Annotated in this window: 14 protein-coding genes and 1 tRNA gene; 12 read left to right on the top strand and 3 right to left on the bottom strand. The window is 34.6% G+C overall.

From position 1 onward, the window contains the following. Window positions 1-8: 8 nt before the first annotated feature. Window positions 9-82 (top strand) — tRNA-Arg (locus tag FJV36_RS11070). A gap of 142 nt (window positions 83-224) precedes the next feature. Here the strand turns inward: FJV36_RS11070 and FJV36_RS11075 are convergent. Beyond that, entirely contained in the window at window positions 225-1,268 is a 1,044-nt protein-coding gene (locus FJV36_RS11075; protein ID WP_158729918.1) for an NAD(P)-dependent alcohol dehydrogenase, read from the bottom strand. Window positions 1,269-1,509: 241 nt separating this feature from the next. Here FJV36_RS11075 and FJV36_RS11080 point away from each other — a divergent pair, with 241 nt between their 5' ends. Further along, window positions 1,510-2,079, top strand: coding sequence for a pentapeptide repeat-containing protein (locus FJV36_RS11080; protein ID WP_158729919.1), 570 nt, complete (start codon window positions 1,510-1,512; stop codon window positions 2,077-2,079). Window positions 2,080-2,119: 40 nt separating this feature from the next. Here FJV36_RS11080 and FJV36_RS11085 read toward each other — a convergent pair whose 3' ends face one another. Next, a complete protein-coding gene (locus FJV36_RS11085) occupies window positions 2,120-2,713 on the bottom strand; it encodes a tRNA-(ms[2]io[6]A)-hydroxylase (protein ID WP_158729920.1) in 594 nt (197 codons plus the stop codon). A gap of 135 nt (window positions 2,714-2,848) precedes the next feature. Beyond that, entirely contained in the window at window positions 2,849-4,123 is a 1,275-nt protein-coding gene (gene glyA, locus FJV36_RS11090) for a serine hydroxymethyltransferase (protein ID WP_158729921.1), read from the bottom strand. A 108-nt stretch (window positions 4,124-4,231) separates the two neighbouring features. Between glyA and fahA the strand changes: the two genes are divergently transcribed. The 10 genes from fahA to argH all read left to right on the top strand — a co-directional run bounded on the left by fahA (window position 4,232) and on the right by argH (window position 16,250). Beyond that, window positions 4,232-5,515, top strand: coding sequence for a fumarylacetoacetase (fahA, locus tag FJV36_RS11095; protein ID WP_158729922.1), 1,284 nt, complete (start codon window positions 4,232-4,234; stop codon window positions 5,513-5,515). 151 nt (window positions 5,516-5,666) lie between these two features. Then, entirely contained in the window at window positions 5,667-6,851 is a 1,185-nt protein-coding gene (locus tag FJV36_RS11100) for a hypothetical protein (protein ID WP_158729923.1), read from the top strand. Window positions 6,852-7,309: 458 nt separating this feature from the next. Further along, the gene (locus FJV36_RS11105; RefSeq protein WP_158729924.1) at window positions 7,310-7,927 is read left to right on the top strand and encodes a GNAT family N-acetyltransferase; all 618 of its coding nucleotides are present in this window, start codon (window positions 7,310-7,312) and stop codon (window positions 7,925-7,927) included. Window positions 7,928-8,144: 217 nt separating this feature from the next. Further along, window positions 8,145-9,338, top strand: coding sequence for an argininosuccinate synthase (locus tag FJV36_RS11110; RefSeq protein ID WP_158729925.1), 1,194 nt, complete (start codon window positions 8,145-8,147; stop codon window positions 9,336-9,338). Between the two features lie 223 nt (window positions 9,339-9,561). Beyond that, a complete protein-coding gene (argC, locus tag FJV36_RS11115) occupies window positions 9,562-10,539 on the top strand; it encodes an N-acetyl-gamma-glutamyl-phosphate reductase (RefSeq protein WP_158729926.1) in 978 nt (325 codons plus the stop codon). Between the two features lie 84 nt (window positions 10,540-10,623). Further along, a complete protein-coding gene (locus tag FJV36_RS11120) occupies window positions 10,624-11,760 on the top strand; it encodes an aspartate aminotransferase family protein (protein WP_158729927.1) in 1,137 nt (378 codons plus the stop codon). A 91-nt stretch (window positions 11,761-11,851) separates the two neighbouring features. Next, on the top strand, window positions 11,852-12,796 hold the full coding sequence (locus FJV36_RS11125; protein ID WP_158729928.1) for an N-acetylornithine carbamoyltransferase: 945 nt from the start codon (window positions 11,852-11,854) through the stop codon (window positions 12,794-12,796). A gap of 77 nt (window positions 12,797-12,873) precedes the next feature. Then, the gene (argB, locus tag FJV36_RS11130) at window positions 12,874-13,659 is read left to right on the top strand and encodes an acetylglutamate kinase (RefSeq protein WP_158729929.1); all 786 of its coding nucleotides are present in this window, start codon (window positions 12,874-12,876) and stop codon (window positions 13,657-13,659) included. A gap of 81 nt (window positions 13,660-13,740) precedes the next feature. Next, entirely contained in the window at window positions 13,741-14,811 is a 1,071-nt protein-coding gene (locus tag FJV36_RS11135) for a M20 family metallo-hydrolase (protein WP_158729930.1), read from the top strand. 155 nt (window positions 14,812-14,966) lie between these two features. Next, window positions 14,967-16,250: an argininosuccinate lyase gene (gene argH, locus FJV36_RS11140; protein WP_158729931.1), complete on the top strand. Its 1,284-nt coding sequence runs from the start codon at window positions 14,967-14,969 to the stop codon at window positions 16,248-16,250. Window positions 16,251-16,266 lie beyond the last annotated feature (16 nt).

Raw genomic sequence — 16,266 nt, forward strand, 5'->3', positions numbered from 1 at the left:
CGCAAAAAGGCCTTGTGGCGCAACTGAATAGCGCACTTGATTACGGCTCAAGAGGTTACTGGTTTGAATCCAGTCAAGGTCACTTTAAAATCCTTAAACACACTGTTATCAGTAGTTTAAGGATTTTTTTTGTACTATTTTTTTTATTTACTTTATAAAAATACAAAATCCCTATTTGATACTCTCAAAATAGGGATTATAATATAAAATGTATTCTCTTGAGATTATAGTGTAGCCATATCAATTACAAAACGGTAACGCACATCCCCTTTTGTCATACGGTCATACGCTTCATGAATGTCTTTCATATCGATTAATTCAATATCTGATACAATACCATTGGCAGCGCAGTAATCAAGCATTTCTTGTGTTTCAGGCAATCCTCCTATTAATGAACCTGCTAAACTTCGTCTTCCTCCTATTAAACTAAAGGCATGAATTTCATAGGGTGTTGGCGGTACTCCCACACATATATGCACACCATTAACACGTAATAATGATAAGTATAGATTTAAATCATGAGGAGCAGATACGGTATCTAGAATAAAATCAAATGTTCCTGCTGCTTTTGCTAATTGTTTTTCATCTTTGGTCACAATAAAATGATGCGCCCCTAGTTTTTTTGCATCTTGTTCTTTATCAGGTGAAGTACTCAAAACAGTAACTTCAGCACCAAAAGCAACACCAAACTTAACGGCCATATGCCCAAGTCCTCCAAGACCTAGTACAGCCAGCTTATGTCCTTTTCCTACTTTCCAATGTTTTAATGGAGAATAGGTTGTTATTCCTGCACATAATAATGGAGCTACTGCCGCTAAATCTAATTTATCTGAAATATGTAACACAAAATCCTCATGAACTACAATGGTGTTTGAATACCCTCCGTATGTAGGTGTAACACCATCTTGACCAAGTGCATTATAAGTATCTGTTCTTCCGTTGATACAAAATTGTTCTAATCCCTCTTTACAATTTTCGCAAGTTCTACAAGAGTCCACAAGACAACCTGTTCCCGCTAAATCACCTACTTTAAAGCGTGTTACCTTTTCCCCTACTCCAACTACTTTACCAACAATTTCATGTCCAGGAACCATTGGGTAAATAGATCCTCCCCAATCATTTTTTATTTGATGTAAGTCACTGTGACAAACACCACAAAATTGTATATCAAACTGAACATCATGTGGTCCAAGAGCTCTTCGTTCAAAATTCCAAGGCGCTAAATCTGATTTGGCATCTTGTGCCGCATATCCTTTTGTAAGTATCATAATAAATAAATTTAATTGTTATAAAATTATGAAAATCTAACTCATCAATAATTTTAAAGAGTTACATAATTCCCAGTATAAACTATTCAACCACATCTTTTATTATGAAACTGCCAGAGCCTTTTAAATAACATAAAATTACTTCTACTATCTGAAAACTAATTTTTAAGAATAGATCTTTTTCCATCAAGATAATGTGTTACTTTGTGCAACTATATTTTACTAATCATCAAACTTTTAAATGGCTTCATACACCTATGACAATCAATTTACTGACATTCTTTATAGCGAACATGCATTGAATCATCAGGAGTTCGAATATTGTACTTTTACCAATTGTAATTTTTCTCAATGTACTTTTGTAGCCGTTACTTTTATTGATTGTACTTTTATAAACTGTTTTTTTACATCAGCAAAAATAAATCACGTTGCACTAAGAAATGTAATATTTGAACACTGCGAAATTAAAGATGTAAACTTTGCTATGTGTGATCCATTTATCTTTACAATTGGATTCAATAACTGCATTCTTGATTTTTCGAAATTTTATAATTTAAATCTAAAGGAAACACAATTTACAAAATGCAGTATCATAGCCGTAGATTTCATGAATACCAATCTAACTCATGCTATATTTGATGATTGTGATTTATATAAAAGTGAATTTTCGGGTGCAAATGCGGATCATACCGATTTTAAAACAAGTTATAACTATTCCATTGATCCAAAAAAGACAAAACTAAAAAAAACCCTTTTTTCAAAAAATGAAGTAAAGGGTCTTCTATATCAGTATGATTTAATAATTGAATAACAACAATACGTAATAAGTAATAAGCATTATGAATACACTATTAACCATGAATGGTTTCGCTGTTGCCATATTTTGCAATAACCGACTCTTCAAATTCTAACCACTCTCTCCAACGTTTTTCAACATCAATTCCTTCGCCGTATTTACGTGCATAGGTTATAAAAGTGGTATAATGACCTGCTTCACTTTCCATTAATTCTCTGTAGAATAAAGCTAATTCTGGATCCTTAATGTTTTCGGATAAAACTTTAAATCGCTCACAACTTCTGGCTTCAATCATTGCTGAAAAAAGCAAACGTTCCACTAAACTGGATACTCTACTGCCGTTATTACTTTTTTTCATGTACAGGTATAGCTCATTTACATAGTCGTCTTTTCGCTCTCTGCCCAATTTTAAGCCTCGTTTAATGATGATATTATGCACTTGCTCAAAATGATCAATTTCTTCTTTGGCTAGAGCCAATAAATCTTTAACTAAGTCCTGATGTTCAGAATTGTTCGTAATAATTGTAATGGCATTTGTAGCTGCTTTTTGCTCGCACCAAGCATGATCCGTTAAGATTTCTTCAATATTTTTCTCAACAATATTGACCCATCTGGGATCTGTAGGCAATTGTAATCGTAATACACCCATTTTAAATTATTTTCAAGTTTTAAAATTAGTTTCAAGTTTCAAGTTTTACCTAGAACTAAAAAAGTTTAAAATTTTGTGATACCATTCCGTAAACACAAAACTTTAAACTTTAAACCTGAAACTTTAAACAATTAATTAATAAACGAAAATAGCTCTTTCGCTCATCATTTCATTTACTTCATTGGCCACAGCCTCTATCACAGCTTCATTAGTATGATCTACAATCACTCTATCAATTAAATCCACGATAGTTTCCATATCAGCCTCTACAAGACCTCGGGTTGTAATTGCCGCAGTTCCCACACGAATACCAGAAGTAACAAATGGTGATTTATCATCAAATGGAACCATATTTTTATTCACTGTAATTTCAGCTTTAACCAAAGCATTTTCAGCCTCTTTACCAGAAATATTTTTATTTCTTAAATCAATCAACATCATGTGATTATCAGTACCACCAGAAATAATTTGGTAACCACGTTTTACAAAAGCTTCGGCCATAGCTTTAGCATTTTTTTGTAATTGTAATGCATAGGTAAAAAATTCGTCTTGTAATGCTTCTCCAAAAGCAACCGCTTTTGCAGCAATGATATGCATCAAAGGTCCGCCTTGATTACCAGGAAATACAGCTAAATCAAGCAAAGATGACATCATTCTAATTTCACCTTTTGGAGTAGTTAAACCAAACGGATTTTCAAAATCTTTCCCCATCAAAATTAATCCTCCACGTGGTCCACGCAATGTTTTATGAGTGGTTGTAGTAACAATATGGCAATGAGGTAAAGGATCATTCATCAAACCTTTTGCAATAAGCCCAGCAGGATGAGAAATATCAGCTAATAAAATAGCCCCTACGCTATCAGCAATTACTCTAAAACGCTCAAAATCCATATCACGTGAGTAAGCAGATGCTCCAGCGATAATCAATTTTGGTTGTTCTTTAGTTGCAATTTCTTGAATTTTATCATAATCTAGTAAACCCGTTTCTGGATCTACACCATAAAAAGAAGGAGTGTATAATCGTCCAGAAAAATTTACAGGTGAACCGTGTGTAAGGTGTCCGCCATGAGCCAAATCAAATCCTAATATTTTATCACCTGGCTTTATACAAGCATGGTAAACTGCTGTGTTAGCTTGGGAGCCAGAGTGCGGTTGCACATTGGCGTAAGCCGCACCAAAAAGCTCTTTGGCTCTATCTATAGCAATTTGCTCTACAACATCAACTACTTCGCAACCTCCGTAGTATCTTTTGCCAGGATATCCTTCGGCATATTTATTAGTTAATACAGATCCTGCTGCTTCCATCACTTCGTCACTTACAAAGTTCTCTGATGCTATTAGTTCTAATCCGTGAATTTGTCTTTCTTGTTCTTCTAGAATAAGGTCAAAAATTTGTTCGTCGCGTTGCATTTTTTTGATTTTCGTTAATTTATAGCAAAAATACAAAAAAACGTTTGGTTAATACTTAGATTATAATATATTTGATGAGTAATTTTTTAACAAAATAATTAACATCATATGCCAATAACAGCAAACGATACTAATAGAAAATCATGGTTAGAAGTGCCTGAAAACAGTGACTTCCCCATTCAAAATATACCCTTCGGAGTTTTTCTAACAAAAGAAAATATTGTAACTGTAGGAACAAGAATAGGCGATTACGCCATTGATTTAGGTGCACTACAACAACTCAATTATTTTGAAGGTATTGAACTTACTGATGATATGTTTATGCAGGATACGCTGAATGACTTCATATCAGATGGAAAAAAAACATGGAGACTGGTAAGAAACCGCATTGCTGAACTCTTTGATACTAACAATACCAAACTACAAAACAATACCAAAGACCGAGATATTGTAATCTTTAGAATGGAAGATGTTGAAATGCAATTACCCGTTTTAATTGGTGATTACACCGATTTTTATTCGAGTAAAGAGCATGCAACAAATGTTGGAAAAATGTTTCGTGATCCTGAAAACGCGTTATTACCTAACTGGCTTCATATCCCAGTAGGTTATCATGGAAGAAGCTCGTCAATAGTACCCTCTGGAATTCCTGTTCACAGACCCATGGGTCAAACATTACCTAACGGAGAAACAAGTCCAGTTTTTGGTCCGTCCCGTTCTGTTGATTTTGAACTCGAAACTGCGTTTATCACCACTGACGTCAATATAATGGGTGAAAATATTCCTGTGACCGAAGCCGAAGATTATATTTTTGGGATGGTGTTATTAAATGACTGGAGTGCTCGTGATATACAAAAATGGGAATACGTTCCGCTAGGGCCATTTTTAGCTAAAAATTTTGCCTCTTCAATTTCACCATGGATCGTTACTATGGATGCACTGGAACCTTTTAGAACAAAAGGCCCTAAACAAGAGCCTACGCCACTGCCGTATTTACAACAAAAAGGAAAACACTCCTTTGACATTAACTTAGAAGTAGCCATTCAACCTGAAAATAGTGAGGCTACTGTAGTTTCTAAGTCCAATTTTAAATACATGTATTGGACAATGAGTCAACAATTAACGCACCACACCTCAAATGGATGTAGAGTAAACTCTGGAGATATGATGGGATCAGGAACGATATCAGGACCTACTGAAGATAGTTTTGGTTCTATGCTTGAACTTACTTGGGGTGGAAAAAACCCAATAAAAATGAGCGACAACACAGAGCGTAAATTTATAAATGATAATGATACAGTTATCATGAAAGGCTTTTGCAAAAACGGTCATGTACGTATTGGTTTTGGAGAAGTTTCAAGCAAGCTATTACCTCCTTTTGTACGAAAATAAAAATTATATAAAATTACCTTTTGAAACCTAACAATTATACTATTTTTGTTAGGTTTTTTTTGGCATTATATTTGAATTTAGATTTTTGAAATATTCTTTTCACTGCTATCAAAAACTATTGTTCAACATTCCACCTCTAAAATTAACGCTTATGAAAAAAATTACTACTCTATTTATCTTATTTATTTTTATTTCCTCCTGTGGAGTAAAGCAAACCCAAAATGCACTAAGCTCAGGTAATTATGATCAAGCAATAGATAATGCTATTTCAAGTTTAAGAAGTAACAAGGATAAAAAAGGAAAACAAGATTACGTTTATCTCCTTGAAGAGGCTTTCGCCAAAGCTAAAGATAGAGATCTTAACTATATTAACTTGTGGACAAAAGAAAATAATCCTGCTCAGTTAGAGAAAATTTATAACACCTACGTGCAATTAAATCAAAGACAGGAAAATATAAAACCAATTTTACCCTTAAAATTATTAAAGGAAGGCAGAAATGCCATCTTTCCCTTTGATGATTATAGCGATAAAATTGTAAGCAGTAAAAATGCACTAACTGCTTATTTATACGCAAATGCCAAGAAATTAATGGTATCAAATGATAAAATGAACTTTAGAAAAGCATTTAATGATTTGAATTATCTCAACCAGATCAATCCAAACTATAAAGATGTTTTACGATTGATGGATGAAGCAAAATTTAAAGGCTGTGATTTTGTATTGGTTACAACAAAGAATGAGACAAACATGATAATTCCTGCTCGTTTGCAAAATGATTTACTTGATTTTAGCACATTTGGACTAAATGATGCTTGGACAGTTTATCACAACAACAAACAAAAAAGTATTGTTTATGACTACGGAATGGTCATCAACTTTAGAGATATCTTTATTTCGCCAGAACAAGTTAAAGAGCGTGAATTTGTAAAAGAACGTGTGATAAAAGACGGTGTAAAAAAACTAATTGATACCAATGGCAAAGAAGTACTAGATGATAAAGGAAAAGTGATTATGGTTGACAATTTAAAAACAGTAACTGCCAGAATTTACGAATTTAGACAATCTAAATCTTCTCAAGTCACAGCTAAAATAGATTACGTTAATTTCAAAACCAATCAACTCATACAAACATTTCCTATAACCAGTGAGTTTGTTTTCGAAAACATCTACGCAACTTGCAACGGAGACAGACGCGCTTCAGACGATAACTATTTTAGCTATTTTGACAGAAAACCAGTTATGTTTCCAAACAGCGAACAAATGATTTATGATACTGGTCAAGATCTAAAAGCAAAAATTAAAAGCATCATTACTCAAAATAGATTCAGAAATTAACCTTTATAAATCTTTCATTATCAAAACTCCTAGAGCATTGCGTTCTAGGAGTTTTTTTTTTTAAATAACACAATAGCTTTATAATTTGTTACAAATAAAAATTATATAGTTGTAATTCAAAAAAAAATGTATTTTTGCAGCTGTGAATATAAATATCGTACATACTACTTCTTTGTCACGGACAAACATGCTAACCGCTTCACCCGAGGTACGGACACTATAACTATAGTTTCCTAGAGCTGTTTCTCATTTATTCATACTTTCATTTTTTTTGTTTTGACATTATCAAACTCTATTGGATTATTATATCCTTTATTTTTCATCGTATTTACCGTATTCAACTGTAAACCAATGCGCTGTACTTATTTATTAGGTTTTAGTACAAATTTACATTGTATGAAACACGTTTTAGCTTTTATTCAAACATCATTATATAACATCCAAATTCTACTTTTGAAATGAATATTTCCATTGTCACAACTCAGGAAGCGCATTATAAATATGCTAAAGAAATATGCGAAACAATAGAATTATCAGCACTTTTAAGAGGTACTGGTATTGCTAAAAGAACGCCTGAATATATCCAGAAAAAAATGGAGACTCAAGACGCCGTTATTGCACTTGACAACGGGAAATTTGCAGGTTTTTGTTATATCGAGAGTTGGCAACATAGCAAGTTTGTAGCACATTCAGGCTTAATTGTTCATCCGGATTACAGAAATCTTGGTTTGGCAAAAAAAATAAAGTCGTTTGTGTTTGATTACTCGCTAAAAAAATATCCTGAAGCAAAGGTTTTTGGGATTACAACAGGCTTAGCAGTAATGAAAATAAATTCTGATTTGGGATACAAACCAGTTCCTTTTTCTGAACTTACAAATGATCCAAGCTTTTGGAAAGGCTGTCAAACCTGTACCAATTATGAAATACTAAAAAGCAAAGACAACAAAATGTGCTTGTGTACCGGCATGCTATATGATCCAAATGAAAAACCAAAAGACCCACCAAAACATCCTTTCAATGTCCGGATTTGGAACCGTTTGAAGAAAATAAAACAAGCGGTATTTTTAGATCAATAAATTCCCTCACCTCCCGAATCCTCAGGAGTTAAAAAGGGAAATGAGCCAAGAGATAGAAAAAAAGTCACATAAAATAATATTCCCTTTTGCCAGTATTGGACTCAATACTTCAAAGAGAAGGCGACCAAGATAAAAAAGTTACATAAAATAATATTCCCTTTTGCCACTATTGGCTCCCCCTCCTTCGGAGGGGGTCGGGGGGAGGAAAAACAAAAAAATGAAAAAAGTTGTATTAGCATATAGTGGAGGTCTTGATACTTCCTACTGCCTGAAATATTTAAAAAACGAAAAAGGTTTTGAAGTTCACACAGTCCTTGTAGATACCGGTGGATTTACCGCTGAAGAATTAGAAAGTATAACAACAAGAGCGTATGAACTTGGAAGTGCAAAGCACACCAACCTGACAATTGTAGATAAATATTATGATAAAGCCATCAAGTATTTAATTTTTGGAAATGTATTAAAAAACAATACTTATCCACTTTCTGTAAGTGCTGAACGTGTTTTTCAAGCCATAGAAGCGATAAAATATGCAAAATCTGTTGGCGCTAGTGCCATCGCTCATGGAAGTACTGGGGCTGGAAATGACCAAATTCGTTTTGACTTAATTTTCCAAACTATCGCTCCCGAAATTGAAATCATCACTCCTATTCGAGATTTGAAATTATCCAGACAGGAAGAAGTTGATTATTTAGCTAAAAACGGAGTTTCATATTCTTGGGAAAAAGCACAATATTCCATTAATAAAGGATTGTGGGGAACAAGTGTGGGCGGAAAAGAAACTTTAACATCACATCAAGCGCTACCTAGCGAAGCTTATCCTTCTCAATTGGTAAAAGAGGGCGCAGAAAAAGTAACATTAGAATTTTCAAAAGGGGAATTAATTGCTGTAAATGGTATAAAAGACAAACCATCAGCTAATATAGTTTCTCTTGAAAAACTGGCTAATGCCTACGCAATAGGTAGAGACATTCACGTAGGTGACACCATTATTGGGATTAAAGGAAGAGTAGGTTTTGAGGCCGCTGCACCTTTAATTATCATCAAAGCACATCATTTATTAGAGAAACACACACTTGGAAAATGGCAGCAATACTGGAAAGAACAACTCGGCAACTGGTACGGAATGCTGTTTCATGAAGGACAATTTCTCGACCCCGTGATGAGAAATATCGAAACTTTTCTGCAAGACACCCAACACACTGTAAACGGAAAAGTGACCGTCACACTAAAACCCTATCATTTTTCGCTTGACGGAATCGAATCTGAAAATGATTTAATGAATACGAGTTTTGGACAATACGGAGAAATGAACAATGCATGGACCTCTGATGATGCCAAAGGTTTTATCAAAATTCTTGGAAATGCTCAAAACATATTTTCATCAGTAAATAAGGAAACATACGAGTAATAAATAGTGATTTTTTAGGAGCAGAAATATTTTGCATTTCCAGAAACATCGTCCCGCTTTACGCTACAATCTTTTCCTTTTTGAAAAAAAGGAAAAGGATTTTCACTTCAATCGGGGCTAAAGAGAAAAATAGTGCTTTTTTAGAAACATAAAAAAATGCAATATCAAATCTGTGGAGATCAGTAAAATCTGTGACAATAAATAATTCGAAAAAATAAAAATTATGATTACTATCGGTATAATAGGTGGATCAGGATATACAGCAGGAGAATTAATTAGAATTCTAATGTTTCATCCTCACGCAACCATTGATTTTGTTTTCAGTACAACAAATGCTGGAAAGCCGCTTTCTGTGGCGCACCATGATTTACTCGGCGATATTAAAATGAATTTTACCGATACCGTGAATCCAAATGTGAATGTGGTTTTCTTGTGTTTAGGTCATGGAAAATCAAAATCATTTTTAGAACAAAATCAATTTGCTAGTCATGCCAAAATCATCGATTTAGGCAATGATTTCAGATTGACAAAAGACAAAGAATTTAATGAAAAGTCTTTTGTTTATGGTTTACCTGAATTGAACAAATCAGCCATTAAAAACGCTCAATTTATAGCTAATCCAGGTTGTTTTGCAACAGCAATTCAACTGGCATTATTGCCTTTGGCGAAAGCCGGAATACTCACAACTGATGTTCATATCAATGCCACAACCGGAAGTACAGGAGCCGGAGTTACCCCTTCAGAAACAACGCATTTTAGCTGGAGATCAAACAATATGTCACATTACAAAGCTTTTGAGCACCAACATCTAGGCGAAATAAATCAAAGCGTCAATGAATTGCAAGCAGATTATACAAACGAATTGATCTTTGTACCCAACAGAGGTGATTTTGCCAGAGGAATATTCGCCACATTATACACAACAATCGAAGAAAGTCTAGAAGATATAGTTTCAAAATATGAGACTTATTACCAAGACCAACCTTTTGTTACGGTTACTACCACAGGAATCAACATGAAACAAGTGGTGCAAACCAATAAATGCATTATTAGTTTAATGAAAAAAGGAAACCGGTTATTGATAACTTCAGTAATCGATAATTTAACAAAAGGAGCTTCAGGACAAGCCATACAAAACATGAATTTAATGTTTGGATTAGATGAAACCACAGGATTGCATTTGAAACCATCCGGATTTTAAAAATTTGTTTCAAGTTTCAAGTTTCAGGTTGCTCACGTAACTTGAAACTTGAAACCTTAAACTATTTAAACAAAAAAAAAGAAAATGAACTTATTTGACGTTTACCCATTATACAGCATCACTCCAGTAAAGGCGCTAGATTGCACTATTACTGACGAAAACGGAGTGGAATATTTAGATTTATACGGCGGTCATGGCGTAATTTCCATTGGACACACCCAACCAGATTATGTTACTGCCTTAAAAAAACAGTTAGACAACATCAGTTTCTATTCAAATGCAATTCAGAATCCACTGCAAGTTGAATTAGCCCAAAAGTTAGGGAAGCTTTCAGGATTAGAGGACTACACCTTATTCTTGTGTAGTTCTGGAGCCGAAGCCAATGAAAACGCTTTGAAATTAGCCTCGTTTCACAACCATAAATCGCGAGTAATTGCTTTTGAGAATTCCTTTCATGGAAGGACTTCGGCGGCAGTTGCAGTGACTGACAATAAAAAAATTGTGGCACCAATCAATGCACAGCAAATTGTTACTTTTTTACCCTTGAACAACATTGAATTGGTTGAAAACGAACTCAAAAAAGGCGATGTTTCTTCGGTAATAATTGAAGGTATTCAAGGAGTGGGCGGCTTAGATCAAGGTACTACAGCATTTTTTCAGGATTTAGAAAAAATATGCGAAGCGTATAATGTTGTTTTAATCCTAGACGAAGTACAATCCGGATACGGAAGAAGCGGAAAGTTTTTTGCACACCAACATCATGATATTAAAGCCGATATCATTTGTTTGGCAAAGGGAATGGGGAACGGTTTTCCTATAGGTGGGATTATGATTTCTCCAAAATTCACAGCTAGTTACGGATTATTAGGAACTACTTTTGGAGGAAACCATCTAGCGTGTGCAGCCGGAATTGCAGTTTTGGACATCATGGAAAAGCAACAATTAATGGATAATGTGAACGACGTTTACGCCTATTTTCTGGAAGCAATCAAACAAATCCCTGAAGTAATTCAAGTTAAAGGAAGAGGATTAATGCTAGGCGTAGAATTTGATTTTGACGTAAGTACACTTCGTAAAAAAATGATTATCGACAAACATATTTTTACCGGAAATGCAAATAACAAAAACTTACTGCGAATTTTACCTCCTTTAACAATAACAAAACCAGCAATAGACCTTTTTATAAAGGCTTTAAAAGAAGCTTTAGTAGAGATTCAATAACATAAAGTAATGCTATTTGTAATAGAACTTAAACAACTAAAAATGAAGTTGTTATTATAGTAATTAGTATGACTTATTAAAATACAAAATCATGAATTACAACGCTGTCAATAACATAGATACACTTGAAACGTGGGTTAAAAAAGCCTTAAAAATCAAGAAAAAACCCCTCAAAAATCAAAAGTTAGGTAAAAACAAAACACTAGGATTATTGTTTTTCAATTCTAGTTTAAGAACAAGATTGAGTACGCAAAAAGCAGCCTTAAATTTAGGAATGAATGTCATGGTAATGAACTTTACCAATGAAGGTTGGACCCTAGAATTTGAAGAAGGTGCTGTAATGAACTCGGGAGCCTCAGAGCATATTAAAGAAGCAGCCGCAGTTGTTTCTCAATATTGTGATGTCATTGCTATAAGAGCATTTGCTGGATTAGTTGATAAAGAAAAAGACAATGCCGAAATAGTACTGTCTAGTTTTATAAAATATGCAACTGTTCCTATTATCAACATGGAGAGCGCCACAGGACATCCATTACAAGCGCTGGCTGATGCTATTACCATTGAAGAATTTAAACCCAAGCACCGACCCAAAGTGGTTTTAACATGGGCTCCACATCCTAAAGCATTACCTCAAGCTGTCGCCAATTCTTTTGTAGAAATGATGCAGTTACAAAAAAATATGGATTTTGTAATCACTCATCCAAAAGGGTATGAATTGAATCCTGAAATTACGAAAGATTCAAAAATTGAATACAATCAAGACAAAGCATTTGAAAACGCTGATTTTATTTATGCCAAAAATTGGAGTAACTATATTGAATACGGACAAATTACAAATTCTGATCCAAACTGGACGGTCACAGCTGATAAAATGAAATTAACTAACGATGCTAAATTTATGCATTGTTTGCCCGTAAGGCGTAATATGATCGTATCAGATGAAGTAATTGACGGCCCTAACTCAATTGTGATTGAACAAGCCAATAATAGAACCTTCGCGGCACAATTAGTGCTTCAAAAAATATTGAAAAAATAAGGCATTGAGATGCAACGGTTCTAAGGCACTAAGTCCTCAGAACCATTGTATCTGAGAACCTCAGAACCTTTTTTAAAATGGAAAATAAAAAACCGATAACGATAATAAAAATTGGTGGAAATATCATTGATAACCCGAGGGAATTGGCTCATTTTTTAACAGATTTTTCTAAGATCGAAGGCTACAAACTACTCGTTCATGGTGGCGGGAAATCAGCTACAAAATTAGCCGAAAATATGGGTTTAGTTCCACAAATGATTGATGGAAGACGCATTACTGATGCCGCCATGCTAGAAGTAGCAGTCATGATTTATGCTGGCCAAATCAACAAAAATATTGTAGCACAATTACAAGCCAATTCCACCAATGCAATCGGTTTTTCTGGAGCTGACGGGAATTTAATTCAATCACACAAACGAAATCACCCCACAATAAATTATGGTTTTGTAGGTGATGTCAACAAAGTAAATACACCCTTACTAGAAACATTACTTTTAAACAATCTAGTACCTGTATTTTGCGCCATCACACACGATGGTAGCGGACAATTATTAAACACAAACGCAGACACGATTGCTAGCGAACTAGCAATCGCTTTATCAGAAGTTTTTGAGGTAACTTTGAATTACTGTTTTGAAAAACCAGGAGTTCTATTCGATGCCGAAGATGATGCTTCAGTTATTGAAAACATGAATCCCGAATTATATGCAAAATTAAAAGCAGAAAAAGCCATACATTCTGGAATGATTCCCAAACTAGACAACTGTTTTAATAGTTTAAACAAAGGAGTTAAAAAAATAAAAATAGGGCATCACCGCATGTTGAAAGATGCAACGGCTATTTGTACAAATATCAAATTATAAAAGTGAAACACAAGTCTCACCGATTTTGAAAAAATTTCTTTTCAATTTTAAAAAATCGGTTAATCTGTGGCTAAAATAAGTATGAAAAACATAGAAATCCTGACGCAAGAAGCCATTGCGCTATTAAAGGCACTAATTGAAACACCTTCATTTTCAAGTGAAGAAGATCAAACAGCACTTTTGATCGAAAATTGGTTTACACAAAATAACATACCTTTTAAACGCGAGAACAATAATGTTTGGGCTTTCAACAAACATTTTGATGCGACAAAGCCTACGCTACTATTGAATTCTCACCACGACACGGTAAACCCAAATCAAGGCTATACCAATGATCCTTTTCAAGCCATTGAAAAAGAGGGTAAATTATTTGGTTTAGGTAGCAATGATGCTGGCGGATGTTTGGTTTCTCTTTTAGCCACTTTTGTTAATTTTTATTCACATGAAAATTTACCTTATAATTTGGTAATGGTAGCCTCAGCCGAAGAGGAAAGCAGTGGAAAAAACGGCTTAAACAGTGTTTTAAAGCATTTGCCTGAACTAGATTGTGCCATTGTGGGCGAACCCACTTTAATGCAATTGGCCATAGCCGAAAAAGGTTTATTAGTTCTCGATGTCATCGTAAAAGGTACCGCCAGTCATGCCGCACATCAAAATCTTGATAATTCCATTTACAAAACAATTCCCGTAATCGAGTGGTTTAACAGCTATAATTTCGAAAAAATTTCAGAGATTTTAGGTCCTGTTAAAATGACCGTAACCCAAATTAATGCCGGAAAACAACACAATGTTGTTCCAGCAGAATGTCATTTGGTTGTAGATATCAGGGTAAATGATTGTTACAGCAATCAAGAAATTCTAGATACCGTAAGAGCAAATGTTGCTGCAGAAATTAATCCAAGATCCATGCATTTAAACGCTTCTTCCATTCCTATTTCTCATGGATTGGTGCAGGCCGGAATCGCATTAGGAAGAACCACCTACGGCTCGCCTACCCTTTCAGATCAATCGGTTTTGAGTTGCAAATCATTGAAACTAGGACCTGGTGAAACCCTGCGGTCACACTCCGCAAACGAATTTATATTTATACATGAAATAACAGAAGGAATCAAACTGTATATCAACATACTAACTGATTTTTTCAAACAATAAAATGATTAGGAGCTAATCCCGCTATCCGTTACAATCTTTTATTTTTTTAAAGAAAAAAAATAAAAGGATTTTCACTATTATCGGGGCTATGAAAACGATTCCTACAGATCATGCAAGTTTCAACCAGAAACTTTAAACCTGAAACAAAAAACAATATGAAACTTTGGGAAAAAGGAATACCAACAGATAAACAAATTGAGCATTTCACTGTGGGAAACGACAGGGAACTGGACTTGGTTCTCGCAAAATACGATGCTTTAGGTTCAATTGCACACGCTAAAATGCTTGGAAACATCGGTTTATTGACAGCCAGTGAAACAGATTTGTTAGTAGCTGCTTTGAACGAGATTATTGCTGATGTTGCTGCTGGAAATTTCACAATCGAAGATTCCTTTGAAGATGTGCATTCGAAAATTGAATATTTGCTAACCGAAAAATTAGGCGATGCCGGAAAAAAAATTCATACCGCGCGTTCTCGTAACGATCAAGTTTTAGTAGATGTAAATTTATACCTTAAAGATGTCGTTAAAGAGTTGAAAGAGCAAGTAAAAAGCCTTTTTGATTTACTGATGGCATCAGCAGAGAAACATCAAAATGTATTATTGCCCGGCTACACCCATTTACAAATTGCAATGCCATCTTCTTTTGGGATGTGGTTTTCTGCTTACGCCGAAACTTTGATTGATGATATCACAATACTGAATGCCGCTTTGAAAATTGTAGACCAAAATCCATTAGGCTCTGCCGCAGGCTACGGGAGCTCCTTCCCTATTGATAGAACTTTTACAACGCAAGAATTGAGTTTTGAGACTTTAAAATTCAATTCAGTAGCCGCTCAAATGAGCCGTGGAAAATCAGAAAAAACAGTCGCTTTTGCCATGAGTAGTATTGCCGCTACCCTATCAAAATTCGCAATGGACGTTTGTTTGTATATGAGTCAGAATTTTGATTTCATCACTTTACCATCTCATCTTACAACAGGTTCCAGCATCATGCCACACAAGAAAAACCCGGATGTATTTGAATTGATTCGAGGAAAATGCAATAAAATCCAAGCCTTACCTTATGAAATTACTTTAATTACTAACAACTTACCGAGTGGTTATCACAGAGATTTACAATTATTAAAAGAAGGTTTATTCCCAGCCATTCAAAACCTGAAAGCCTGCTTAGATATTGCAATTTTCTCCATAAAAGACATTGAAGTAAAAGACAATATTCTTGCCGATCCAAAATACAATTATTTATTTACTGTTGACACTTTAAATGAAATGGTAGTTGCTGGAACGCCGTTTAGAGATGCATACAAAGCAGTTGCAGAACAATTGGAAAATGGAACTTTTACCTCACCAAAAGAAACCAAACACACACATGAAGGCAGTATCAACAATCTATGTTTGAATGAGATTATAGAAAAAATGAGATTGGCCTATAACTAAATATCAATCCAAACTA

Origin of the sequence: Flavobacterium sp. I-STPP5a (assembly GCF_009764685.1) — a bacterium.
In the GTDB taxonomy this organism is placed as follows: Bacteria; Bacteroidota; Bacteroidia; order Flavobacteriales; family Flavobacteriaceae; genus Flavobacterium.

Coding starts and splice junctions, on each gene's coding strand:
- FJV36_RS11075 (WP_158729918.1), bottom strand. CDS start 1,268: ATGATACTTACAAAAGGATATGCGGCACAAGATGCCAAATCAGATTTA.
- FJV36_RS11080 (WP_158729919.1), top strand. CDS start 1,510: ATGGCTTCATACACCTATGACAATCAATTTACTGACATTCTTTATAGC.
- FJV36_RS11085 (WP_158729920.1), bottom strand. CDS start 2,713: ATGGGTGTATTACGATTACAATTGCCTACAGATCCCAGATGGGTCAAT.
- glyA (WP_158729921.1), bottom strand. CDS start 4,123: ATGCAACGCGACGAACAAATTTTTGACCTTATTCTAGAAGAACAAGAA.
- fahA (WP_158729922.1), top strand. CDS start 4,232: ATGCCAATAACAGCAAACGATACTAATAGAAAATCATGGTTAGAAGTG.
- FJV36_RS11100 (WP_158729923.1), top strand. CDS start 5,667: ATGAAAAAAATTACTACTCTATTTATCTTATTTATTTTTATTTCCTCC.
- FJV36_RS11105 (WP_158729924.1), top strand. CDS start 7,310: ATGAATATTTCCATTGTCACAACTCAGGAAGCGCATTATAAATATGCT.
- FJV36_RS11110 (WP_158729925.1), top strand. CDS start 8,145: ATGAAAAAAGTTGTATTAGCATATAGTGGAGGTCTTGATACTTCCTAC.
- argC (WP_158729926.1), top strand. CDS start 9,562: ATGATTACTATCGGTATAATAGGTGGATCAGGATATACAGCAGGAGAA.
- FJV36_RS11120 (WP_158729927.1), top strand. CDS start 10,624: ATGAACTTATTTGACGTTTACCCATTATACAGCATCACTCCAGTAAAG.
- FJV36_RS11125 (WP_158729928.1), top strand. CDS start 11,852: ATGAATTACAACGCTGTCAATAACATAGATACACTTGAAACGTGGGTT.
- argB (WP_158729929.1), top strand. CDS start 12,874: ATGGAAAATAAAAAACCGATAACGATAATAAAAATTGGTGGAAATATC.
- FJV36_RS11135 (WP_158729930.1), top strand. CDS start 13,741: ATGAAAAACATAGAAATCCTGACGCAAGAAGCCATTGCGCTATTAAAG.
- argH (WP_158729931.1), top strand. CDS start 14,967: ATGAAACTTTGGGAAAAAGGAATACCAACAGATAAACAAATTGAGCAT.